The sequence below is a fragment of the Dactylosporangium sp. CS-047395 genome (assembly GCF_050942185.1).
Taxonomy (GTDB): Bacteria; Actinomycetota; Actinomycetes; order Mycobacteriales; family Micromonosporaceae; genus Dactylosporangium.
Genome location: NZ_CP192015.1, coordinates 7,254,296 through 7,278,123, shown reverse-complemented (window position 1 = coordinate 7,278,123; position 23,828 = coordinate 7,254,296). Strand labels below are relative to the sequence as shown.

The 23,828-nt window shown below is 72.1% G+C and carries 19 protein-coding genes; 14 read left to right on the top strand and 5 right to left on the bottom strand.

The window, feature by feature from the left end:
- Position 1: 1 nt before the first annotated feature.
- Positions 2 to 424: an STAS domain-containing protein gene (locus ACQP00_RS34285; protein WP_433203524.1), complete on the bottom strand. Its 423-nt coding sequence runs from the start codon at positions 422 to 424 to the stop codon at positions 2 to 4.
- 470 nt (positions 425 to 894) lie between these two features.
- On the opposite strand from ACQP00_RS34285, the gene ACQP00_RS34280 reads away from it, so the two are divergent.
- The 5 genes from ACQP00_RS34280 to ACQP00_RS34260 all read left to right on the top strand — a co-directional run bounded on the left by ACQP00_RS34280 (position 895) and on the right by ACQP00_RS34260 (position 5,954).
- Positions 895 to 3,111, top strand: a complete 2,217-nt coding sequence (locus ACQP00_RS34280; RefSeq protein ID WP_433203521.1) for a choice-of-anchor J domain-containing protein — start codon at positions 895 to 897, stop codon at positions 3,109 to 3,111.
- 76 nt (positions 3,112 to 3,187) lie between these two features.
- Positions 3,188 to 4,471, top strand: a complete 1,284-nt coding sequence (locus ACQP00_RS34275) for a hypothetical protein (RefSeq protein ID WP_433203518.1) — start codon at positions 3,188 to 3,190, stop codon at positions 4,469 to 4,471.
- A 78-nt stretch (positions 4,472 to 4,549) separates the two neighbouring features.
- Positions 4,550 to 5,224, top strand: a complete 675-nt coding sequence (locus ACQP00_RS34270; protein WP_433203515.1) for a hypothetical protein — start codon at positions 4,550 to 4,552, stop codon at positions 5,222 to 5,224.
- Positions 5,113 to 5,760 carry a cytochrome P450 gene (locus ACQP00_RS34265; protein WP_433224093.1) on the top strand — a complete coding sequence of 216 codons (648 nt, stop codon included), beginning with the start codon at positions 5,113 to 5,115 and terminating at the stop codon, positions 5,758 to 5,760. Before ACQP00_RS34270 ends, ACQP00_RS34265 begins: the two co-directional genes overlap by 112 nt.
- Complete coding sequence (locus ACQP00_RS34260; protein WP_433203512.1) at positions 5,757 to 5,954, top strand: ferredoxin; 198 nt, start codon at positions 5,757 to 5,759, stop codon at positions 5,952 to 5,954. The genes ACQP00_RS34265 and ACQP00_RS34260 overlap by 4 nt, the downstream gene beginning before the upstream one ends.
- Here ACQP00_RS34260 and ACQP00_RS34255 read toward each other — a convergent pair.
- From ACQP00_RS34255 to ACQP00_RS34245, 3 genes are read right to left on the bottom strand one after another with little or no spacing between them, the layout of a single operon-like run.
- Positions 5,951 to 7,630, bottom strand: coding sequence for an MFS transporter (locus tag ACQP00_RS34255; RefSeq protein WP_433203509.1), 1,680 nt, complete (start codon positions 7,628 to 7,630; stop codon positions 5,951 to 5,953). The two genes, ACQP00_RS34260 and ACQP00_RS34255, sit on opposite strands and share 4 nt — an antisense overlap.
- On the bottom strand, positions 7,627 to 8,049 hold the full coding sequence (locus ACQP00_RS34250) for a MarR family winged helix-turn-helix transcriptional regulator (RefSeq protein ID WP_433203506.1): 423 nt from the start codon (positions 8,047 to 8,049) through the stop codon (positions 7,627 to 7,629). The genes ACQP00_RS34255 and ACQP00_RS34250 overlap by 4 nt, the downstream gene beginning before the upstream one ends.
- 39 nt (positions 8,050 to 8,088) lie before the next feature.
- Positions 8,089 to 9,900: a discoidin domain-containing protein gene (locus ACQP00_RS34245; protein WP_433203503.1), complete on the bottom strand. Its 1,812-nt coding sequence runs from the start codon at positions 9,898 to 9,900 to the stop codon at positions 8,089 to 8,091.
- A 289-nt stretch (positions 9,901 to 10,189) separates the two neighbouring features.
- On the opposite strand from ACQP00_RS34245, the gene ACQP00_RS34240 reads away from it, so the two are divergent.
- Positions 10,190 to 11,644: an MFS transporter gene (locus ACQP00_RS34240; protein ID WP_433203500.1), complete on the top strand. Its 1,455-nt coding sequence runs from the start codon at positions 10,190 to 10,192 to the stop codon at positions 11,642 to 11,644.
- Positions 11,645 to 11,694: 50 nt separating this feature from the next.
- On the opposite strand, the gene ACQP00_RS34235 is transcribed toward ACQP00_RS34240, so the two are convergent.
- Positions 11,695 to 12,300, bottom strand: a complete 606-nt coding sequence (locus ACQP00_RS34235) for a DUF6518 family protein (protein WP_433203497.1) — start codon at positions 12,298 to 12,300, stop codon at positions 11,695 to 11,697.
- A 48-nt stretch (positions 12,301 to 12,348) separates the two neighbouring features.
- Between ACQP00_RS34235 and ACQP00_RS34230 the strand changes: the two genes are divergently transcribed.
- The 8 genes from ACQP00_RS34230 to ACQP00_RS34195 all read left to right on the top strand — a co-directional run bounded on the left by ACQP00_RS34230 (position 12,349) and on the right by ACQP00_RS34195 (position 23,826).
- Entirely contained in the window at positions 12,349 to 12,756 is a 408-nt protein-coding gene (locus ACQP00_RS34230; protein ID WP_433203494.1) for a nuclear transport factor 2 family protein, read from the top strand.
- Between the two features lie 146 nt (positions 12,757 to 12,902).
- Positions 12,903 to 13,808, top strand: coding sequence for a hypothetical protein (locus tag ACQP00_RS34225; RefSeq protein WP_433203491.1), 906 nt, complete (start codon positions 12,903 to 12,905; stop codon positions 13,806 to 13,808).
- Positions 13,805 to 15,190 (top strand): CHAT domain-containing protein, encoded by a 1,386-nt coding sequence (locus ACQP00_RS34220; protein ID WP_433203488.1) that lies wholly within the window; start codon positions 13,805 to 13,807, stop codon positions 15,188 to 15,190. Before ACQP00_RS34225 ends, ACQP00_RS34220 begins: the two co-directional genes overlap by 4 nt.
- Positions 15,187 to 19,248 carry a tetratricopeptide repeat protein gene (locus ACQP00_RS34215; RefSeq protein WP_433203485.1) on the top strand — a complete coding sequence of 1,354 codons (4,062 nt, stop codon included), beginning with the start codon at positions 15,187 to 15,189 and terminating at the stop codon, positions 19,246 to 19,248. Before ACQP00_RS34220 ends, ACQP00_RS34215 begins: the two co-directional genes overlap by 4 nt.
- Before the next feature lie 61 nt (positions 19,249 to 19,309).
- Positions 19,310 to 20,500 (top strand): metallophosphoesterase, encoded by a 1,191-nt coding sequence (locus ACQP00_RS34210; protein WP_433203482.1) that lies wholly within the window; start codon positions 19,310 to 19,312, stop codon positions 20,498 to 20,500.
- 79 nt (positions 20,501 to 20,579) lie between these two features.
- A complete protein-coding gene (locus ACQP00_RS34205; RefSeq protein WP_433203479.1) occupies positions 20,580 to 21,146 on the top strand; it encodes a hypothetical protein in 567 nt (188 codons plus the stop codon).
- Positions 21,143 to 22,507, top strand: a complete 1,365-nt coding sequence (locus ACQP00_RS34200) for a flotillin family protein (RefSeq protein ID WP_433203477.1) — start codon at positions 21,143 to 21,145, stop codon at positions 22,505 to 22,507. Before ACQP00_RS34205 ends, ACQP00_RS34200 begins: the two co-directional genes overlap by 4 nt.
- 56 nt (positions 22,508 to 22,563) lie before the next feature.
- On the top strand, positions 22,564 to 23,826 hold the full coding sequence (locus ACQP00_RS34195) for a cytochrome P450 (RefSeq protein WP_433203474.1): 1,263 nt from the start codon (positions 22,564 to 22,566) through the stop codon (positions 23,824 to 23,826).
- Positions 23,827 to 23,828: the final 2 nt, after the last annotated feature.

Sequence of the window (23,828 nt, the reverse complement as noted above, 5' to 3'; positions counted from 1 at the left end):
ATCAGGCGCTGCGGCGCTCGGCCCGGTTCATCGGCCAGGACGTCTGGGCCGGGATGTTCTCCGGCTCGGCGATCAGGGCATTCGCGTCGCCGTCGAGGGCGGCCTGCACGGAGCGGTACGTCGGGATCGAGTGCAGTGATCCGCACTCACGCAGCGTGTGCACGACGTGGGTGTTCGGCGCGGCCAGGACCAGGGCGCCGCCCTGTTCGGCGGCGATGCCCGCGGTCACGCGCAGCATCATCACGCCGGTGCAGTCGATGGCGGCCACGGCCGCGAGATCGACGACGATCCGGAGCTCCGGCCGCAACAGCGCCTGCGACAGCGCCGTCTCCAGTTGCATCGCACTGGCCGCCACCAGCGCCCCGTGACAGGACAGCACCGTGGCGGCAGCGAGTCGTTCCACCGCGAGGGTCAGGGCTGCCATGCTGCGACGATACGGTCTGCGGTGACGGTGGGTGAACCACTGTCCAGCCGACAACCCCATCCGTCCGGCCGGTCCCTCCACCACCGGACGTCGCAATCGGTGATCGTCTGACCGGCGGCGGTCGTGGTCCGGCCGGGTGTTTTCGGGGCGAATTCCTCCCGCTGTGCAACCCGATGACCGGTTCGTGCGTCACGGAATCGAGGGACAGCAATCTGGTCGTCACGCTCCGCAGTCGAGCCGAGCGGACGATCCCCGACGGGTGCCGGTCGAACCCAAACATCGACGATAATCACGGTTTGGCGGCGCTGGGCAAGCCCGGCAACCCCTTGCGAAAACCCTCGGCCTTCGAAGCGACGACCGTCGGTATGGACGGCGACGATAGTGTGCGGTGTCAATACGATGCCGCACTCGTCGCTCCGGACCCGGCGGCCACCCCGCCCGGCCCGGCGCGTCGTCGTAAAGGAGGCTTCATGGTAAGGAAAGGCCTGGCCACGACCGCGGCCGTCGCCCTGGCCATCCCGGTGCTCGTCGCGCTGCCGGCTACTTCGGCACTCGCGGCCCCGGCGAAGGCCCCGGCGAAGTCGTCGGGTGTGTCCGACGTGCGGGAGATGACCCGCAAGTCCTTCAGCACGTTGGACGGCAAGGCTGTCGACACGTCGAAGAAGGCGAACGCGAAGGCGCAGTCGCGCTCAGCGCTCGCCGCGGGGACCACCCCGGCGGTCGGCACCGTGCGTCAGTGGCTGGCTTCGGACGACACGCAGGGCTCGCTGTACCGCAAGGACTACGTCCTGCGCGGTGTCGGCCAGCACATCGAGGTGTGGGTGGCCGTGGACACCTCGTTCCCGGCGGGCGACTGCCGGGCGCAGATCCCGAACTCCACCACCATCACCGATGCGCAGGTGACGGACTTCATCAAGGAGTTCGACACCAACATGTACCCGAAGGAGACCGCCGCCTTCGCCACCCCGCCCGACCGCGACGGCAGCAACGCCATCGTCGGCCCGGACGCGAACGGGCACGGCGGCGACTACTCGGGTGGCGGCGAGAAGACCGTCACGCTCGTCGACAACGTCCGGGACGACAACTACTACGAGTTCCCGGCCAACCCGACGTACATCGCCGGCTTCTTCTCCTCGCAGATCAACGAGCTCGTCGACCGCAACGTCATGACCATCGACGCGTTCGACTGGGCGCACCGCACCGGTGCCAACCCGGCCGACGAGCCGACGGCTGACCTGTGCACCAGCCGCCCGACGCGCCCGCGCCTCTACGAGGGCACGTTCGCGCACGAGTGGCAGCACCTGGTCGAGTACTACTCGGACCCGAACGAGGTCACCTGGATGAACGAGGGCCTGAGCGACTTCGCCCAGGTGCTCACCGGGTACGTCAACGGCGCCCTGAAGATCGACGAAAAGGGCAACGACAGTCACATCAACTGCTTCCAGGGCTGGGGCAGCGTGCAGACGCCCTACAACCCCAACCCGCGTGACTGCAACGGGCCCCAGAACTCGCTCAACCTCTGGGGTGAGGGCAACACCGGCAGTGGCGTGCTCGCCGACTACGGCAACGCGTTCCAGCTGATGCTGTACCTCTACGACCACTACGGTCAGGACATCATCGAGCGTCTGCACCGTGACGCGGACCTGCAGGGCATCCCGAGCCTCGAAGCCGCCCTCAAGGCGGAAGGGGCCAAGGACGTCTACACGGTCCTGCACGACTTCCAGAGCTCGGTGCTGCTCGACCGGATCGTCGGGGACTCCCAGTGGGGCATCGTCCTCGGGGCCGACAAGAAGAAGGTCACGTCCAAGAGCGTCCGGTCCACGGTGAACTTCGCCAACGCCTCGGCGTACGACAAGCCCGGCGCGGCTCCCAACGGTGCGGACTACGTCCTGCTGCAGAAGAACGGCAAGGCCCTGGCCGGGAAGGATCTGCGCTCGCTCAAGTTCACGGGCGCGAAGACCCTGCCGACCCTGCCGCTGAACTGGACGCTGGTCAACAACGACCCGGACCGGCCCGGCAACTCGGTGCTGTTCTCCGGCAACGCGAACAACACCGACAACTCCGCGGTGCTCTCGGTGACCGTTCCGGCCACCAACGCGACGCTGACGTTCGACGCCAAGTACGGCGCCGAGCAGGGTTACGACTACGGCTACGTCCAGGTCTCGACCGACGGCGGCAGCACGTACACGTCGATCCCCGGTGACAAGACCGGCGACGCGCCGCTCGGGCCCGGCCTGAACGGCACGACCGCCGGCTTCGAGCCGCACTCGTTCGACCTGTCGGCGTACGCCGGCAAGTCGATCCTGGTGTCGTTCCGCTACGTCTCCGACGGTGGCGTGAACGAGGGTGGTCTCCTGATCGACAACATCGCGCTCGGCGGCACCGTGCTGAGCGACGGTTCCAGCCTGGCCCCGTTCAAGTCGCCGACGCAGATCAAGCCGGTTTCGGTCAACAACTGGAACCTCAAGCTGATCGGCATCGACGAGAAGAACTCCTTCGCCTGGCAGTTCGAGTTCAACGGCAAGGACAATGTCTCGCTCAACTGGATCCAGCTGGCGCTGCTGTCGCTGTTCCCGAAGGTCGTGGCCGTCGTGGCCTACGACGAGCCGACGGAGCAGGTCCAGCAGTACGCGCCGTACACCCTCGTGGTGAACGGCGTGACCCAGCCGGGTGGCGGCGGAGCCTGACGGTTGCGCTAGCACGGCAGGCGGCCCCATCGTCCATTGCGGACGGTGGGGCCGCTTCCCGTTGTAGGGTCGGCGCGTGGCCGAGTATCTGCGCGTGATGCCGCGCTACGGGCTGACCCGCGGCCAGATCGACCGGGCCCAGCGGCTCCGGGCGGACGGCGACTGGGCCGGTGCGTGCGCCGCGGCGGGGATCGCGGTCGAAGTGCAAGGGTCCGACCTCCCGCCGGCCGACCTGCCCTACTTCGCGCCGGACCTGCTGCGCTGGCACAGCATGCGCCTGCGCCACCACCAGCGGCTCAACTACACCAGCCACGAACTGCGCGACCGCGGCGGCGAGCTGACCCTGCCGATCTGGCTCGGCCCGGACGGCACGCACGCGATCGGGCTGGGGGTGCGGAGCGTCCCGCCGTACCAGAGCAGGCTCTTCATCGCGAAGCCGGGTGAGTTCTCGCCGGGCGCCTCGCTCGACGCCGCCCCGCAGTATTGGGACGTCCGGCACGCCGGTGACCTGCTGACCCGCTGCGGCGGAGGCGGCCCGCACGCCGAGCACGTCTACGCGCTGCTCGCGGCCGGCCGCATCACCGAGGCGTGGACGGCGGCCGGCTTCGAGGTCGACCCGCACACGCACCACTCGACCAACAAGAGGGAGCACCTGTTCGGCCGGCACCTGCTGTGGAACCTCGGCGAGTTCACGCCCGCCCTCCCGGTCCTCGCCGCCACCGCGCGGGACTGGGCCCTGGCCCGCGGCCACACCGCCGTCTGGCTGACGGTCGAGCGCTCCGAGCCCGTCATGATCGTGCTCGACCGCTTGGACACCGACCGCCCGCGGCTGCGCGGCGAGTGGGTCGGCTCCCCGTGGCTGGCGGGCGTGCCGCGGCTGCCGGTGATGCTGCAGGACCGCCCGCCCGACTGGATCGACCTGGTGGCGGGCCAGGTTGGCGCCGCCGACCTGCACCCGCTGGTGGCTTCCGCGTTGGTACCGCACGAGCCCGCCACCGGCCCGCGCGCCCTACGCATGCCGGGGCCGGCGGTGGTCGACTGCGACGGCGAGCAGCACGAGGTCGTGGCCCGCGACGGCACCCTCGTGGTGCCCCACCCGGCCGCCGAGATCGAGCGCGAACTGGCGCTGCGGGCGATGGGCGGTCCGGTGCCGCCGGGCTGCGCCGGAGTGGTGTACGGCTGGCGGACCGGGATATATGAAGTTCCGGAGCCGCTGCACTCGTTCCAGCGGGAACTCGACGAGCGCATCCGGTACGGCGAGGTGGAAACCGTGGCGGAGCTGATCGCGGCGGGTCTCGACCCGGCGATGCGGTTGCGGGACGGCCGATCGCTCCATTACTTTCGGTCCAAGCAGCAGTGACCCGTGGTAAGGTCGCCATCGATCTAACTCGATGACTCTCCTCGGCGCCCCGCCGAAATGGATGCAGGAGGTCACCCCATGACCGCTGTGACGGAGGCGGCTCCGCGGCTGCCCTTCGACCGGCCCAACATCCTCGAGATCGCCCCGCTCTACGACGTTCTGCGCCGGGAGGCGCCGATCACCCGGGTGACCACGCCCGCGGGTGATCCGGCCTGGCTCGTCACCGCGTACGCCGAGGCCCGCCAGATCTTCGGCGACAAGCGCTTCGGCCGCTCCCATCCGCACCCCGAGCGTGCGTCCCGGATCACCCACGCGGCGCTGCAGGAGGGGCCGACGGGCGACTTCGACACCGAGGAGCGCGAGCACACCCGGATGCGCCGGCTGCTCGCGCCCGCGTTCTCGGCGGCCCGGATGCGCCGGCTCGGCACGCGCATCGAGGAGCTGACCGCGCGCTGCCTCGACGACATGCAGGCCGCGCGGGACGCCGATCCCGGTGCGCCGGTGAACCTGCACGAGTACCTGTCGTTCCCGCTGCCCGTGCTCGTCATCTGCTCGGGGTGCCCTACGAGGACCGGGCCCGGTTCCGCGATCTGTCGCAGCGCGTGGGGCGGATCGACGGCGGGGCCGACGCGCGGGTGGCGATGCTGGAGTTCCGGCAGTACACGGCGGGGCTGGCCGAGCAGAAGCGGCGGGACCCCACGCCGGACGTCATCTCCGACCTCGTCACCGCGCAGACGACGGACGCCACGCTGACCGACGACGAGGTGGCCCGCCTGGCCGCCGGGCTCATCTTCGCCGGCCACGAGACCACGTCGACCCGCATCGACCTCGGCACGCTGCTGCTGCTCGCCGACCTCACCCGCCGCGACCGGTTCCTGGCCGACCCGGAGGCGGAGGTGGCCGCGACCGTCGAGGAGATCCTGCGCATCACCGCGCCGGGCGGGCTGGGGCTGCTGCGGTACGCCCACGACGACGTCGAGGTCGGCGGGGTCACCATCGCCCGCGGCGACGCGGTCATCATCTCCAGCAACGCGGCCAACCGCGACGACACCGTCTTCGCCGAGCCGGACACCTTTGACGTGGACCGCAGGCCCAACGTGCACCTGGCCTTCGGCCACGGCGCGCACGTCTGCATCGGGGCGAACCTGGCCCGCACCGAGCTGCGCACCGTGTTCCCGGCCCTGCTGCGCCGCTTCCCGACCCTGCGCCTGGCCGTGCCGGTCGACGCCATCGAGGTCCACGCGAACCGGCTCACCGGGGCGGTGGACGAGGTCCCGGTGATCTGGTGAAGGTCCGCGCCGACACCGGGCTCTGCGTCGCGTCGGGCATGTGCGTGCTCAACGTGCCCGACGTGTTCGACCAGCGCGAGTCCGACGGCGTGGTCGAGCTCGTCCTCGCCGAGCCGCCGTCGTCGTTGGAGGACGCCGTCCGCTCAGCCGTGCTCGGCTGCCCGTCCGGCGCCCTCTCCGTAGACGAGGACTAGACCTGCCGAACGTGGCGTCCGCGCGAAGCTGAGGCGATCGCGGCCAGGACGGTCATGATGGTGGCCGCGCCGAAGACGACGACCAGGCCGTCGTGGAACGGCTGGGCGATCAGGTTCGGGAAGAACTCGTGGCCGGTCAGCGTCGCCGCGTTCGCCGGTGGGAGGGTCGGCAGCACGCCGAAGGGCGCCAGCAGGTGCTCGACCGGGTTGCTGCCCAGGAACGCCGCGAACAGGGTGCTCACCGGCGGCAGCGAGGCGACCGAGGCGGCCACATCGTGCGGTACACCCTGGGCGGACAGGCCGCTCGTCAGCGTCTCCGGCAGGGCGCGGGCCAGGCCGACCACCATCAGGGAGAAGAACACGCCGATCGACAGGGACGTGCCGGCGTTCTGGAACGTGGCGCGCATGCCCGACGCGACGCCGCGCTGGTCGGCCGGGACGCTGCTCATGATGGCTGAGGTGTTGGGGGCGGAGAACATGCCCTGGCCCAGGCCGCTGACGACGAGCAGGGTGGCGAAGAGCGGGTAGGGGAAGTCGATCGGGATGAGCAGCAGCCCGAGGAAGGCGGCCGCGACCAGGATCAGGCCGGTGGTGGAGAAGAGGCGGGCGCCGAAGCGGTCGGAGAGGTAGCCGGAGAGCGGCCCGGCGATGAGGAACCCGGCGGTCAGCGGCAGCATGAAGATGCCCGCCCACAGCGGGGTGTCCTCGAACTTGTAGCCGTGCAGCGGCAGCCAGATGCCCTGCAGCCAGATGATGAGCATGAACTGCATGCCGCCGCGGGCGATGGAGACCAGCAGGGCGGCCAGGTTGCCGGCGGCGAACGCGCGCACCTTGAACAGGCCGAGGCGGAACATCGGGTGGGCGATGCGCGACTCGACGATCACGAACCCGACGAGCAGCAGCACCCCGAGGCCGATGCCGCCGAGGACCTTCGGGCTGGTCCAGCCGGTCGGGTGGCCGCCGTAGGGCTGGATGCCGTACGTCATGGAGGCGAGGATCAGCAGCGTGCCCGCGGCGAACGTGACGTTGCCGAGCCAGTCGACGGGGGAGCGGTGCCGCTCGCCGGTCTCGCGCAGGCTGCGGTAGGACCAGATGGTGCCCACGACGCCGACCGGCACGCTGACCCAGAACACCGCCCGCCAGTCGATCGCGGCGAGCACCCCGCCCAGGAGCAGCCCGAGGAACTGCCCGGCCAGCGCGGTGATCTGGTTGATGCCCAGCGCCATGCCGCGCTGGCGGGCCGGGAACGCGTCGGTGAGGATGGCCGCCGAGTTGGCCGTGAGCATCGCGCCGCCGAACGCCTGCACGATCCGCCAGCAGATCAGCCACATCGCTCCGGCCCCGGCGCGGAACGGGTCGAAGGAGAGCGCGACCGAGGCGATCGCGAAAATCAGGAAGCCGAGGTTGTACATCCTGACCCGGCCGAACATGTCGCCCAGGCGCCCGAGCGCGACCACCAGCACGGCCGACACGAGCAGGTAGCCCATGATCATCCACAGCAGGTAGCCGATGTTGCCGGGCGCCAGCGGATCGAGGCCGATGCCGCGGAAGATGGCCGGCAGCGAGATGATGACGATCGAGCCGTCGATGGTGGCCATGAGCATGCCGAGCGTGGTGTTCGACAGCGCGATCCACTTGTACCGGTCGGGCTTCGTCTCCTGCAGGGTGGCGGTCACAGCTCCTCCGCCAGCTTGTCCAGCAGCCGGGCGGCCTCCACCAGCGAGCGGCGTTCGTCCTCGCTGAGCCGCGCGATCGCTTCGGCCAGCGCGTGGGTCTTGAGCGAGCGGCGGTCGTTGAGCAACCGCGCGCCCTCGCCGGTGATCGTCATGAGCACCCGGCGCCCGTCGTCCGGGTCGGGCGAACGGCTCACCAGGCCGCGCTGCTCCAGCGTCTGCAGGGTGCTCCCCATCGCCTGGGGCTTGACCCGCTCGTCGGCGGCCAGTTCGCCGGGCGCCGTCGGGCCGCCGCGGTCCAGCCGCGACAGGACCGACGCCTCCGACAGCGTCAGCTCACCAGGAACGTGCGTCTGCCGGAGGCGCCGGACCAGCCGCCCGACCGCGATCTGCAGCGCGGCGGCGGCACTTTCGATCTCCATGTAGTAAACGTAGACTGATAAAGCTGGGTTGACTAGTTCCTAGAAGCCGACCGCGACGAGCAGGTACTGCGGGCTGCCGTGCGACACGAACGACGACTGGCCGGCGTAGTCGTCGTACGGGAAGCCGTAGGCGAGGTGGTTGATGGCGTGGTCGTGCCAGAACTTGGCGTAGTAGTTCGCCGGCGCGGCCAGGTAGTACGTGCCGGGGTTCGACCAGTCCGCCTGCGGCCGTTCGCGCACGTGCCGGTTGAGCGTGGAACAGTTGGTCGGGTCGTTGGCGAGCACCCCGGCGCAGCCGAAGATGTCCGACGTCGGCGCGTTGATGCCGAACTGCTGGGCGTACGCGGTGAAGTAGTTCTGGTTCACGCCGCCGGAGCGGAACGTCGGGTCGCTGCCCGGCGCGATGATCCGGTACGGCGCCTGCGACTGGGCGAGCACCTTGAACTGCTGCGGCACCTCGGCGATGAACTTCGCGAAGGTGGCCTCGCGGGTCTCGGTGAACGTCTGGTAGTCCTCGCCGACCTGCACGTCGTAGCCGTCCTTGGCGTGCAGGCGCATCGCGATCTTCAGGCCGAACGCGTCGACCCGCGTGGTGTTGCCGTTGAACACGTTGGCGCCCACGGTGAACTCGATGAAGTCGTAGTACTGGCCGTTCGGTTGCCCGACGTAGAAGTACATCCGGCCCGCGCTGTTGGCCGGCATGTCGAGGTACGGCTGCTCGGCGATCGAGTGGGTCTGCCCGTTGAAGCTCCAGTAGACCTGGCTGTCCGGGTACCGCCCGTTGGTGCGGTTGAGCACCTTCACCATGACTACGTTCTGGGCGGCCGGGATGCCGCTGGTGTCGCCCCAGAACTGGTCCGGCGGCGGCGGGCTGCTCGGCGGGTTGCTGGTCGGCGGGGGCGGCGATGCGGCCGAGACCCGCACGCCGAACTCGAAGAGCGAGTAGCCGTAGGCGGTGGCGCGGGCCGTGCCGTACATCCGCACGTAGCGGCCGGAGCCGGTGACGGTCAGGTGCTGCACGCCGCCCGTGCCGGTGGTGGTGCTGTAGATGCTCGTCCAGGCGGTGCCGTTCGTCGAGGTCTGGATCGAGAAAGACTTGCCGTAGGCGGCCTCCCAAGTGAGGTCGATGCCGCAGATGGTCGCGGTGGCGCCCAGGTCGACCTGGAGCCACTGCGGGTCGCTGAAGGCGCTGGACCAGCGGGTGTTCGTGTTGCCGTCGAACGCGGCCGAGGCCGGGCTGGCGGCGTTCTCGGTCGAGGACGCGGTCGCGGGCTTGCCCTGCGCGTAGTTCGACGTGCCGCAGGACCCGCCGCCGCTGATCGTGCCGAAGACCTGGAACTCGAAGAGCGAGTAGCCGTAGGCGGTGCCGCGGGCCGTGCCGTTCATCCGCACGTACCGGCCGGAGCCGGAGACCGCGAGGGTCTGCACGCCGCCGGTGCCGGTCGTCGTGCTGTAGATGTTTGTCCAGGTGGAACCGTTGGTAGACGTCTGGATCTGGAAGGACTTCGCGTACGCCGCCTCCCAGTTCAGCACCACCTGGTCGATCGTGGCGCTCTGGCCCAGGTCGACCTGGAGCCACTGGGGGTCGCTGAACGCGCTCGACCAGCGGGTGGCGGTGTTGCCGTCGGTGGCCGCCGAGGCGGGCGTGCCGGCGTTCTCGGAGGACGAGGCGGTGGTGGTTCTGCCCTGCGACAGCAGCGTGCTGGCGGCGCTCGCGGTGCCGATCGTGACGGCCGCGTAGCCCGCGAGGAGCACCGCCACGGAGAGCGCGCTCACGAGGAGCCCGCGCCGGTGCTTGCTGGGCCGCCGGTCGACGTGCGCCGGGGCCGAGGGTCTGGTTGTTTCGGACATCAAGGCTGCTCCCTGACGTGGATGGGGCGTCCTCGACCGCCGCCGCGCCTCGGTAGGCGCGCCGGTTCAGGCGGTGGACCGGCGCTGGCGGGCGGGGTCGCAGGCGGGTGATGAGAGAGCGCTCTCTCGATGTCAGCCTCATCCATCCGGCCGAATCCGTCAAGTGGCGGGTTTTGATGTCTGACGCTTCGGGCACGTGCCATCACAGATGGGCACGTGGTCGTGTCCACAGGCGCCTGGGAGGTGCACGTTGGCTGAGACGCATTCCGCATCGGCCCCGACCGGAGGCGTGATCCGAAGTCTGATCCCGGCCCGGATCGACCGCCTGACGTGGGCGCCGTTCCACACCCGCATGGTGCTCGCGCTCGGAACCGCCTGGGTGCTCGACGGCCTCGAGATCACGATCGCCAGTGCCGTCGGAGCGGTGCTCAACAAGCAGGAGACGCTCGGGCTCTCCAGCACGCAGGTCGGCGCGATCGCCACCGTCTACCTGCTCGGCGAGGTCTTCGGCGCGCTGTTCTTCGGCCGCCTGTCCGACGCCCTCGGGCGCAAGAACCTCTTCATCGTCACCCTCGGCGTGTACCTGGCCGGCAACGCACTCACCGCCCTGACCTGGGGCAACGACGTGAGCGGCCTGATCTTCCTGTACCTGACGAGGTTCATCGCCGGAGCCGGCATCGGCGGCGAGTACGCCGCGATCAACTCCGCCATCGACGAGATGATGCCCGCGAAGTACCGCGGCCGCGTCGACATCGGCGTGAACGGCACCTACTGGGGCGGCGCGATCATCGGCACGCTCGGGACGTACGTGCTGCTCAACCACATCTCGCTGAACATCTCCTGGCGGCTGGGCTTCCTCATCGGCCCGATCATCGGTCTGCTCATCTGGAACCTGCGGCGGCACCTGCCGGAGAGCCCGCGCTGGCTCATCATGCATGGCCGTGAGCAGGAGGCCGAGGCGGCGATCAAGCAGATCGAGGACGACGTCGAGCGCTCCGGGCAGACCCTGGCCCCGGTCGACGAGAACCACGCCATCGAGGTCAAGCCGGCCTCGGGGCACGGCTACTTCGCGCTGATCAAGGTGCTCTTCACCCGGCTGCCGGCCAGATCGGTGCTGTCGGCCAGCCTCATGATCACGCAGTCGTTCCTGTACAACGCGATCTTCTTCACCTACACGCTGGTGCTGTCGAAGTTCTACCACGTCGACGCCGAGAAGACCCCGATCTACCTGATCGCCTTCGCGGTGGGCAACCTGGCCGGCCCGCTGCTGCTCGGCCACCTCTTCGACACCGTCGGCCGGCGCAAGATGATCGCCGGCACCTACATCCTCTCGGCCGTGCTGCTGGCCATCTCGGCCTGGATGTTCGACGCCGGCATCCTCAACGCGTTCACCCAGACGCTCGCCTGGTGCATCATCTTCTTCTTCGCCTCGGCGGGGGCCAGCGCGGCGTACCTCACCGTCTCGGAGATCTTCCCGCTGGAGATCCGGGCCCAGGCGATCGCGGTCTTCTTCGCCATCGCCCAGTGCTTCGGCGCCATCGGCCCGATCTTCTACGGCTGGCTGATCGGCGAGGGCACCGACCCCGGCAAGCTGTTCATCGGCTACCTCGTCGGCGCCGCCGTCATGCTCATCGGCGGCGTGGTCGAGATAGTCCTGGGCGTGGACGCGGAGGGCAAGTCCCTCGAACACGTGGCCACCCCACTGACCGCGGTCTCCGTCGGCGGCACCCGCATCGAGGAATAGTTTTTTGCAGGGCGGCGTCCGGGACTTCCCGGGCGCCGCCCTTCGTGTGCTCAGCGCGTGAAGGCCACGTCGAGCACCGAGTCCAGGGCGAGGTAGCCCAGCAGCCCGACGGCGGTCGCGGGCACGAGGGCCGCCACGGCGAGCGCGCGCTCCGCGACACCGCGGCCCAGCGCGAGCGGGACGGCCACGCCGATCGCGGCCACGAGCGCGGCCTCACCGACCGGCCGGTCGCTCACGACGAGGTAGCCGGCCTCGGCCAGGAACACCCCGCCGAGCACGCACAGCCCGACGACCCGCCGCCCCCGCCGCTCGTCGCGCCACCAGGCCCCGGCGGTCGCGAAGACCGGGCCGGCCGCCAGCCCCACGACGGACCACCCGACCGGCCCGGTCAGCACGTCGGCGCCGACGTGGCGGTGCTCGAACACGACGAGCCCGCCGTAGTACCCGGCGACCGCGCCCACCAGGACCGCGATGCCCGCGATCCAGAGCCGCCACCGTCCGGTGCGCACCACCGCGCCGGCCGCGAACGCGCCGACCGCCCACACCGCCCCCGAGTTCACCAGGCGGCTGGAGTTCCCCGGCAGCACGGTGTTGAGCAACAGCGACAACACGCCGAGCGCGACCCCGCCGGCGGCACACAGGAAAGCTGTCTTCACGGCCGCGATCCTGCCAGCCCCGTCGCCGCGCCGTGCGACCATCCGGGTATGGCGCGGCGCCCCCTTCCGGCCCTGGCGGCCACCGTCGGCTTCATCGACCGCATCAACCGCGGCGACCCGGCCGGCCTGGCCGAGCTGATGCATCCGGACCATCGCCTGGTCGTGCTGGACGAGCCCCCGCTCGTCGGCCGGGACGCCAATGTCGAGGCGTGGCGCGGCTATTTCACCGCGTTTCCGGAGTACGTCATCCATCCGCGGCACCTCACCGCCGCGGGCGGGCGGGTCGCCGTGCTCGGCACCACGACCGGGTCGCATCTCGGGCTTCCCGATGAGGAGGAGTCGCGGCTCACCGTCATCTGGCTCGCCGAGGTCGAGCAGGGCCGGCTGACGCTGTGGCGGATCTGCCCCGATACCCCGGATGTGCGGCGGGCGGCCGGCGTGCCGGATGGCGTGTGAACGCCGCCATCGCGATTTCTGGCGATTTTCCGGTGCATTCCTGGACTTCCCGGCGACCGAAAGCCGACGTATTTCGATCGTGATCTTTATTGGCGTGCGAGAATATGCAGATCTTGCCGCCCGGATCTCGATCTGATTGGTGCGCCATGGTGGGGGGAGAGTTCCAGTTCACCGCGGAGCCGAACGAGGAGCGCGGCACGCTGCTGCGGGAGGCTGCGCGGCGGGTCGACGCGCTCACCGGGCACCTGGGTGAGGTCGGGCGCGGGGCCGATCCGCACGAGGAACTGTTCGGCGATCTGCTGCGCGGGATGGCCGAGGATTCAGTGGCATTCGGCGCCTTTCCCGACGTATTGCCGGTACCAATTCTGGATCTTCCTGGGGCCGACCAGACCTCCGCGGCGTGGCGGGCCGCGCTCGACGAGGGATTCACGTTCTGGTGGGTGCGGCTGCCCGCGTTGTTGTTTCCGCGCAAGGGGTGGGGGTTCACGCGGCTGGAATTCCGGGTCGAGTTCAGTCCCGGGGAGACCGATCCGCGCAACCGGCCGAAGGCCTTCGACATCCTGCCCAACCGGCGGTTCGACACGCTGGTCGCGGCCGGGGTCGAGCTGAACGTCGGGGTCGGCGCGGACGGGCACTTCTCGGTGCGCACCGGGGAGCTGCCGCTGCCGGGCGGGACCGCCGGCGGTGCGGTCGCCGCGCAGGTCGGGGCGGCGGTGCGGCTCGACATCGTGCCGGTGCGGTTCCGGATGGCCAAGGCGAAGGTGAACCACACCGCCGTGGGGCTGGAGCAGGTGTTCTGGCGGCTCGACGGGGCCGAGTTCTTCGCCGAGAACCCGCCCCAGATGATCGTGATCCTGCAGGTGCCGCGGGCGACGGAGGACGTGCGGGTGGCGGCCGCGATGCGCGCGTACCGGCGGCTGATGCTGCTGCCGGCCGGGCTGCAGACGATGATCCGCCAGCTGCCCGAGGCGCTGCGCACGTTCTTCGCCCAGGGCGCGCCGATCGGGGCGACGGCCGACTACGACCTGACGCCGATCGTGAGGGGCACATGAGCGAGCTGGCGATCGAGGAGTTTCTCGTCCGGGTGGGGCCCGATCGGCGGATCGAGGCGCAGTGGCAGCACGCCGGGTCGAGCCAGTCGATCACCGGGCTGCTGGAGATCGACGACCTGCGGCAGCGGACCGTGAACGCGTTCGTGGACCTGTTGCGCAGCAACCGGTTGCGCAAGGTGGACGAGCTGAAGCTGCTCGGCGAGCACCTGTTCGTGACGCTGTTCGGCGCGCCCGAGGACCACCCGCGGCAGAACGGTCCGGGGATGCTGTTCCGCCAGGCCATCCAGGGCGACGGCGAGCAGGACCGCGCCGGGGGCCGGTTGCTGCGCATCGTGCTGGAGGTCGGGGCCGGGGCCGAGTGGCTCGCCTCGTGGCCGTGGGAGTACCTCTACGTGCCGCAGAACCGCGACTACCCGGACAGCGGCATCTTCCTCGGCGAGAGCCGCAAGTTCATGCTGACCCGCAAGCTTCCGCTGGCCGTGGCCCCGCGCATGATCCAGGTGCGGCCGCCGCTGCGGGTGCTGTTCGTCGTGCTCGGGCCGAGCAACCTCGACCCGATCGAGTACGAGGCGGTGCTGGAGACGCTCACCCGGCTGCGCGACGCCGGCGACGAGGAGCGCATCGACCTGCGGGTGCTCAGCCAGGAGCACGGCCCCGACGGGACGCGCTTCCCGCCGGACGAGGATCTGGCCGTACAAGCGACGTGGGCTTCGTTCCTCAACAGCGTCGAGCAGTTCGACCCGCACATCGTGCACGTCATCTCGCACGGCCGCTACTCCACCGACGCCGACGGCGGCGCCCGCGGCGAGGTGGCGTTTCCCAGCGACGACACGACGGCCGAGTGGATCGCCGACCGCGACCTCGCCAACCAGCTCAACGAGAGCGGCAGCTCGCTGCGCCTGGTGTTCCTGCAGTCGTGCGAGTCGGCGACGACCTCGTCGAACCAGTACCACGTGATCTCCGGCATGGCCCAGTCGCTGGCCCAGAAGAACATCCCGGCCGTGGTCGCCATGCACTTCAAGATCAAGAGTTTGCTGGCCAACACGTTCGCCCGCGCCTTCTACGAGAACCTCGTCGCCCGCCACCCGATCGAGGTGGCGATGCACGTGGCCCGGCGGCAGCTGTACCTGGGCGGGATGGCCGACGAGGCGCATCGCAGCGGGTTCGGGCTGCCCGTGCTGTACCTGCGCGAGTCGAGCCCGCTGCTGACCCCGCCGGTGCCGCAGAAGTCCACGCCGACGCGCCGGCGCAGCGCCCGCGTCGCCGTTCCCGGCGGCGCCGACGACCGCGCCGACGCCGCCCAGCTGCTCGCGCGGCTCGACCAGCCCGACCGCGCCGGTGCCGAGGCCGCCAAGCCCACCTGGAGGAGGGCCGACCGGTGAACGCCCCGCCCCGCCCGGCCGCCGGCGAGCTGCCGCTGATCGTGCCCATCCTCGTCGCGCTCGGGCGGACCCTGGGCCGGCACGGGCGGCACCACGAGGCCTCCGACGCGCTGCGCCGCGCGCTCGCCGAGCCCGAGGAGAAGCCGGTCGGCGACGTGCTGCTCGCCCTGGTCGACGCGCTGCTGGCGGCCGGCGAGCGGGACGAGGCGCTGCGGGTGGTCCTGGAGCACGGCCGGACCACGCCCGGCGCGGTCGTGCGGGCGCTGCCCCGGCTCACCCGGCACCTGCGCCCGGCGGTCCTGCGCCCGGCCCTCGAGCTGCTGGAGCACCAGGACTGGGCGGCCGTCGTGGCCGACCCGGGCACCCCGGCGCCGACCCGGCGGGCGCTGCTGGCCTTCCTGGTGCGGGCCCGGCTGTCGCTGAACGAGCCGGAGGCGGCCACCGCGCTGCTCGCCGCGGCCGCCGACCTCGCCGAGGACGACCAGGAGCTGCTGGTGCTGCGCAGCGACGCGCTGCTCGGCGTGCGGGACCTCGACGGGGCGGTGCTCGCCCTGACGGCGGCCGACGGCCGGCCCGGCCCGCTCACGGCGGGCATCCGGCTGCGCCTGGCCGGGCTGTACGAGCAGCTGGGCCGGGCCGAGGACGCCCTGGCCCAGCTCGATGCGGCCGAGGCGGCCGGGGACCGCTCCGAGAACCCGCCCGCGCTGCGCGCCCTGGTGCTCCTGCAGCGGCACGACCTCGACGGGGCCCGGGCCGCGTTCGAGGCGGCCCGGCGGCTGGGGCCGGACTCGGTCGCGACCACCCGGGCCGGCGCGTGCGTGCACCTGGCCGCGCACGACTACCAGGCGGCGACCGAGACCGCCGACGCCGGCCTGACCCGCCACCCGGGCCACAGCGGGCTGTCGTTCCTGCGCTTCCAGGCCCTCGTCGAGAAGGCCGAGGACACCGCCGACATCGAGCGGCGCCTCGCGCAGTTCCTGCACCGGATGCCGGCCGCGACCCTGCAGGAGTACGCCGAACGCGCCGCCCGCATCCGCCCCGCCGACGACCCGGCCGTGCACTACTTCCTCGCCGCCCTCGGCCAGGCGCGCCGGCAGCCGGCCGAGGCCCTGCGCGCGGTCGACACCGCGCTCACCCTGCTGACCGAGCCCGCGCCGGCCGAGCCGGACCCGCTGGAGCTGCCCGCCCGCCGGCTGCGGGCCGAGGTGCTGGAGCCGCTGCTGCCCGCCGAGGCGGCCGCGGAGTACGAGCGGGCCGGGCTGCTCGCCTACCCCCTCAGCCAGCTGGACGAGGCGGCCCGGCTGCTCGGCGCGGCGGAGCGGCTGGGCGGGCTCGGTCAGCTCGGCCGGTGGGAGCTCGCCGACGCGCTGCAGCTGACCTGCGCCGTGCCGGCCGCCGCGATGACGATCGACCGGCCGCAGCTGGACCGCGCGCTCGCCGTTTGGGAGGAGGCCATGCGGCGCGAGCTGCCGGACAACACCAACGCCTGGCCGTACCTCACCCGCGCCCAGATCGCCCTGCACTACGCCCGGATCGACCGCCGGCCGGTGGCCCGCGTGGCCGAGGCCGCCGCGTGGCTGGAGTGCTACGACTCGCTGATCGAGAGCAGCGACGACTCGATCGACGTGTTCACCGCGATCGTGGCGCTGCTCGGCGTCTACGGGGTGAGCCGCGACGTGCAGTGGTCCCTCGCGCGGGCGGCCGGGCCCACCCAGTACGCGCCGGACGGCAACCGGCTGGCCACGGCGGCCGCCAACGCCGGCGACCTGGACCTGGTCGCCGAGGGCGTCGAGCGGATCGACCGGGAGGCCGAGCCGTCCGTCTACGTCAACACCCGGACGCGGCTGGAGATCCTGCGCGGCGACGGGGCCGCCGCGCTGGCCGCGATCGATGCGGAGCCGGAGGAGTACCGCGACGAGTTCTACGTGTGGTGGCGCGCGCTGGCCGAGGGGCTCGGCGGCGATCGGGAGGCCGTGGAGGCGACGCTGGCGGCGCCGACCACGGCGACGGCCTGGGAGGGCATCGCGGTCTGGCTGCGCCTGCTGGCCGGGGAGCCGCAGCAGGCGCTGACGATCCTGGCCGGCCTCGGCGACGAGCAGAGTTGGAGCACGGACGTGGCCTTCGAGCGCGCGCTGTGCCGGCTCGCCGAGGGCCCCGGCGAGGACCCCGAGGCCGAGGCGGTCGCGATCCGGCGGGCCCACACCTGCCGGTCCTTCGAGGACGTCAGCCACCTGCCGGTCCTGGCCGACCTGCTGAGCTGGCGGTACCCCCGGGCCGCCCCCGCGTTCGCCCGCATCGCGGCGGCGGCGAAGGCGCGCCTGGCCGACGGGCCCTGGCCGTTGAGCGCCGAGGCCGACCTGGCCCACCTGGAGACCCTGGCCGGCGAGGAGTCGGAGGGCTGGGCGGGGGTGGCCGCGCGGGCGCTGCGGGCCCGGCTCGCGATGGCCCGGGGGGCCTGGGGTGACGCGATCGCCGCGTACCGCTCGCTGATCGGCGACCTGGACCGGTTCCCCGAGGCCGAGGCCGGGCTGGCGTGGGTGCTGGCCAAGCTGCGCGAGGACGGCGACCCGGTCGAGGCCCTCGACGCGATCGAGGAGGCCGTCGGCGAGCTGCGCCGGCGCGGTTCCCGCCGGATGGAGCACTTCCTGATCGAGCTGACCCTCGGCGACGCGCACTGCGACGGCGGGCGGGTGGAGCGCGGGACCGCGTTGTTCCGGCTGGTGGCCGACCGTCCCGGACCGCCGCGCCCGCTCGCGCTGGCCGCCATCCGGCTGCACCTGGTCGCGCTGGTGAACGACGACGCCGAGGAGTCGCAGGCGTGGCTCGGCCGCGCCCTGGAGGCCTTCCTGGCCGGCGACGACGCGCCGTACTTCGACGCCGCGGGGGAGGTCAACAATCTGGCTGGGACCCCGGCGTCGGAGGCCTGGCGGATGGTGGTCGAAGCGTGGGCGCCCCGGGCCGCCGACACCCGGCCCGAGCGCGCGCTGCTGCACATGGCCGGCCGCTTCTATCTGGCCTACTCACTGGCCGAGGAGGGGCAAAGCGCCGAGGCCGAGCAGGAGTACCGGGCGGTGCTGGAGACCGGCCGTCCGGCGCTGGGCGCCGAGGACCCCAACATGCTGACCACCTGGCAGAACCTGGCCACCGTCATCGGCGACCAGGGCCGGGCCGAGGAGGCGGTCGCCGAGTTCCGCGCGCTGCTGCCGATCCAGCGCCGGGTCCTCGGCGCGGACGCGGCGCTCACCCTCGACTGCTGGACCCGCCTGACCCAGCAGCTGGCCCTGGCCGGCCGGTGGGAGGAGGCGGACGCCGAGCTGCCGGACCTCATCGCGGCCCGCCGGCGGACCGGGGGCGACGACGCGCCGGGGACGCTGACCGCCCGCTTCGAGCAGGCCTGGGTCTGGCACAACCAGGGCCGGTACGCCGAGGCGGAGGAGGAGTACCGCGCGGTGGCCGAGGGCCGGGCCCGCACCCTCCCGCCGGACGACCCGGCCACGCTCGTCGCGCGCGGGGAGCGGTGCCTGCCGCTGGTCGCGCTGGGCCGGCTGGACGAGGCGACGGCGGAGCTGCGGGACGTGATCGAGGCCCGGGTGCGCACGGCCGGCCCGGAGCACGACGCGACCCTGGCGGCGCGCAAGCAGCTGGGCGAGGTGCTCGCCGAGGCGGACGAGATGGACGCCGCCGAGGAGCAGCTCCGGATCGTGGCCGACGTCCGGTCGCAGGCCCTCGGCCCCGAGCACCCGGCGGCGCTGGTGGCCCGGCGCGACCTCGCCGGCGTGCACGCCGGACAGGACCGCTGGGCGGAGGCCGCCACCGAGGTCCGCGACCTGCTGGGGCCGTGGCGCACGGCCTTCGGCGACGTCCACCAGGACACCGTGGACACCTGGTCGGGCCTGGTGACCATCCTGGTCAACGCGGGCGCGCCGGAGGAGGCCGACGCGGAGCTGCTCGAGCTCATCCGGGTGCAGGAGGAACTGCTCGGCCCGGACGACGAGCGGGTGGCGGACCTGCGGGCCTGGCGCGAGGACCTGCTGTTCGAGAAGGAGCCCGAGACCTGAGCGCACCGCGATCACAGCGGGCTCTCAGGATTGGGATGGCACTGCGTGTCATGATGGTCCGATGGCGACTACCGACGCGGTTCCCGGCCCCGCTGCCGTCAGGCGGCGTTCCCTCCTGCGGCCCCTGGCGTTCACGGCGACCCTGACCGTGGTCCTCGGGCTGCTGTTCGGGGTGCCCTGGTGGTCGCTGGTCATGGCCGGCAACGACTGGCCGCTCGCGGTCCGGGTGACCGGGACCGTCGTCTTCGCGCTCGCGCTGGTCGTCTTCCCCGTCACCATGTTCCTCGGCCACGGCCGCCGCGTCGACTGGGCGGCCAAGCTGGCCGACACGATCCTCGGCGCGGTGTGGATCCTCTTCGTCTGGGCCGTCGCCGGCGACCTGCTGCGCCTGGCCCTGCTGGCCGGGGGCGTCGAGGACCCGGTGCGCTCGCGGGTCGCCGCCGGGTTCACCGCGGTGGTGGCGCTCGGGCTGGGCCTGTGGGGGTACCGCGAGGCCATGCGCGTCCCCCGCGTGCGCCGGGTCGAGGTGCGCATCCCGCGGCTCGGGGCCGGGCTCGACGGGCTGAAGATCGTGCAGCTCACCGACACCCACTACGGGCCGATCGACCGGGTCGCGTGGTCCAAGGGCGTCACCGAGGTGGTCAACGGGCTCGGCGCGGACATCGTGGCGCACACCGGGGACATCGCCGACGGCACGCCGGGTCAGCGCACCGCGCAGGCGGCGCCGCTGGCCGACGTCCGGGCCGGGCTGGCGCGGGTGTACGTGACCGGCAACCACGAGTACTTCGGCGAGGCCCAGGGCTGGCTCGACCACATGCAGCACCTCGGCTGGGAGCCGCTGCACAACCGGCACATCGTCGTCGAGCGGGGCGGCGACCGGCTCGTCGTGGCCGGGGTCGACGACCGCACCGCCGCCGGGACCGGGCTCGAAGGGCACCGGGCCGACCACGCGCTCGCCCTCGACGGCGCCGACCGCGACCTGCCGGTGCTGCTGCTCGCCCACCAGCCCAAGCAGATCGACGCGGCCGTCGAGCACGGGATCGACCTGCAGATCTCCGGGCACACCCACGGCGGGCAGATCTGGCCGTTCCACTACCTGGTGCGCATCGACCAGCCGGTGGTGCAGGGGCTGACCCGGCACGGCGGGCGGACGCAGCTGTACACCAGCCGGGGCACCGGATTCTGGGGCCCGCCCTTCCGCGTCTTCGCGCCCAGCGAGATCACCGAGATCACCCTGCGCGCGGGGGAGTGACGCACATCTCTTGACGGCGGGCGTACGTTCGGAAGTGCGGGTCCCGGCGCCCTGACACCGGGACCAACGGGGATGGCACATGAGCGCCGTGACGCTCGCCTTCTTGGGCCTGGGTGGCCTGAGCCTGCTGTTGCTGTTGCTCTCCTTCCGCTTCCGCCACCTGGGACACCTGCGTCTCGGGCACCGGCTGCACCTTCCCCGGCGGGCGCGCGGACCGTCCTACACGCTCCCGGCGACGAGCGGGTTCCTCGGCGGGTTCGGGTTCGGCGGGGCGATCGCCATCGAGGCGACCCACCGCACCGGCCCGTCCGCCGTGCTCGCCGGGTGCGTCGCCGGCGTCGTCGTCGGGGTGCCGCTGGCCTGGGCGGCCGCCCGGCTCGTGGCCGCCGTCGCCGGGATGCGCACCGACGCCACACCCGAGAGCGCGGGGCTCGTCGGGACCACCGGGATCGTCATCAGCGAGATCCCGGCGGGCGGGCTCGGTCAGGTGCGGCTGTCGTACGCCGGGCAGCCGATGAAGTTCAACGCGCGGGCGGACGGCCCACTCGCGCTCGGCGTCGAGGTGCTGGTGATCGGCGTCCCGACGCCCTCCAGCGTGCTCGTGACGCCGCTGCAGGCCGTTCTCAACATTGAGGAAGGGTCATGAGTCCCCTGTTGGTCGCCGTCGGCGGCTTAGCCGTCCTCGTCGTGCTCCTCGTCGCCTCCGTGCTGTCCCGGGTCCGCGTGGCCGGGCCCAACGAGGCGTTCATCGTCACCGGCCGCAAGGGCCGCGCCGTCAAGAGCGCCGACGGCACGCTCACCACCGACCTGTCGGGCCAGAAGGTCGTCATGGGCGCATCGGTCTTCGTGCTGCCGGTGGTGCAGCGTCTGTACCGCCTGGACCTCTCCAGCCGCGAGTTCCCGGTCAGGGTCACGGCCGCGGTCAGCAAGCAGGGCATCCGCTGCGACGCCGAGGCGGTGGCCATCGTGAAGGTGGGCGGCACCGCCGAGATGATCCGCCCGGCCGCCCAGCGCTTCCTGCACCAGCAGGACCGCATCGAGGACTTCACCGCCCAGGTGCTCTCCGGCGCGCTGCGCAGCGTCATCGGGCGGCTCACCATCGAGGAGATCATCCGGGACCGGGCCGGGTTCGCCACCCATGTCGCCGAGGAGGCCGAGCTCACCCTCACCCACCAGGGCCTCGTCCTGGACGTGTTCCAGCTGGAGGACATCCGCACGGCCGGCACCTACCTGGAGGACCTGGGCAGGCCGGAGGCGGCGCGGGTCTACCGGGCCGCCGCCATCGCCGAGGCCCAGGCCCGGCAGGGCGCGGAGCAGGAGCGGATGCGGGCCGAGGAGGCGATCGCCGAGGCCGAGCGGAATCTGGCGGTCAAGCGCGCCACGGTACAGGCCGAGATCGACGCGGCCAACGCCCGCTCGGCCAGCGCCGGTCCGATCGCGGAGGCCGAGATGCAGCAGGCGGTCCTCGCCGAGCAGCAGAAGGCGGCCGAGCGCAACGCCGAGCTCAAGCAGCGCCAGCTCGACACCGAGGTGCGCAAGCCCGCCGACGCCGAGCGCTACCGCGTGGAGCAGGAGGCCGAGGCGGCCAAGAACGCGGTGATCGCGCGGGCCGAGGGCGACCGGGCCCGGCGGGCCGCGGGCGCGGAGGCGGTGCGGCTGGAGGGCATGGCCGAGGCCGACGCCGTGCTGGCCCGCGGGCAGGCCGACGCGGCGGCGATGCGGGCCAAGGCGGAGGCGTTCGAGCAGTACGGCCAGGCGGCCATCCTCGACCTGCTCGTCCGCGTGATGCCGGAGGTGGTCGGCGCGGCCAGCGCGCCGATCGGCGAGATCGACCAGCTCACCGTCATCTCCACCGAGGGCGCCACCGCGCTCACCAAGTCGGTGGCCAGCAACGTGGCCCAGGGCCTGCAGCTCGGCACCGACCTGACCGGGATCGACCTCAAGGCGCTGCTGGCCGGGCTGGCGGGCGGCAACGGGAGCCGGCCGGAGGCGATCGAGGCGAAGTAGACCCCGGGCCCGCCCGCTTGGTACCGTGGAGTACCAAGCGGGCGAGGGGGTTGGCCATGCTGGTCGGGACGGCGGTCCGGTGGGGGACCAAGCACGGGTTCATGCGCGCCGGGATCAAGGCCGCCGCACGCCAGGGCGACGAGCAGGCGCGATTCTTCGACGATCCGGCGGTACGAGCGGATCCCTATGCCTTTTATCGCCAGGTGCGGGAGGCCGGGCGGGTCGTGCGGGGGCGGCTCATGTGGGCCACCGCGCACCACGACCTGGCGGCGGCCGTCCTGCGCCACGACGCGTTCGGGGTCGGGTTCACCGATCGGCCGCTGCCGGCGCCGATCGCGCTCGCGTTCCGGTTCAGCCGGCGCAGCTCCCCGATCGGACCGGTCGACCCGCCGTCGATGCTCGTGACGGATCCGCCCGACCACACGCGGTACCGCCGGCTGGTCTCGAAGGTCTTCACCGCCCGCGCGATCGAGGGACTGCGCCCGCGGATCGAGCAGACGTGCGCGGAACTGTTGCGCGACAAGCCCACCGACCTCGTCGCCGACTTCGCCGCGCTGCTGCCGGTGACCGTGATCGCGGAGATCCTCGGCGTCCCGCTGGACATGCGGCGGCAGTTCCTGGCCTGGGGCAACGCGGCCGCGCCGACGCTCGACCTGGGGCTGCCGTTCTCGACGTACCGCCGCACGGAACGCAACATCCGGCACGTCAACGACTGGATGCGCGGGCACTTCGCGCGGCTGCGCAAGGAGCCGGGCGACGACCTGCTCAGCCAGCTGGTGCAGCTGGACGACCTGAGCGAGGACGAGCTGCTGGCCACGGCCGGGCTGCTGCTCGCGGCCGGCTTCGAGACCACGGTGAACCTGCTCGGCACCGGCGCCTGGCTGCTGATGCGCCACCCGGAGCAGCTCGCGGTGCTGCGCGACGAGCCGCAGCGGTGGGGCAACGCGGTCGAGGAGACGCTGCGCTTCGACTCGCCGGTCCAGGTCACCGCGCGGGTCTGCCGCCGGGCCACCGAGTTCGGCGGGGAAGCCATCCAGCCCGGGCACGTGGTCATGGCCATGCTCGGCGGGGCCAACCGCGACCCGGCCGTCTTCGCCGACCCGGACACCTTCGATGTGACCCGCGCGAACGCGCGCGAGCACCTATCGTTCTCGGGTGGGGTGCACTACTGCCTGGGCGCGGCGCTGGCCCGGCTGGAGGGGGAGATCGGGTTGCGGATGCTGTTCGAGCGCTACCCCGACCTGCGCCCCGACGGCACACCCACCCGCCGTACCACCCGGGTCCTGCGCGGCTTCGAGACCTTGCCGGTGACCATGTGACG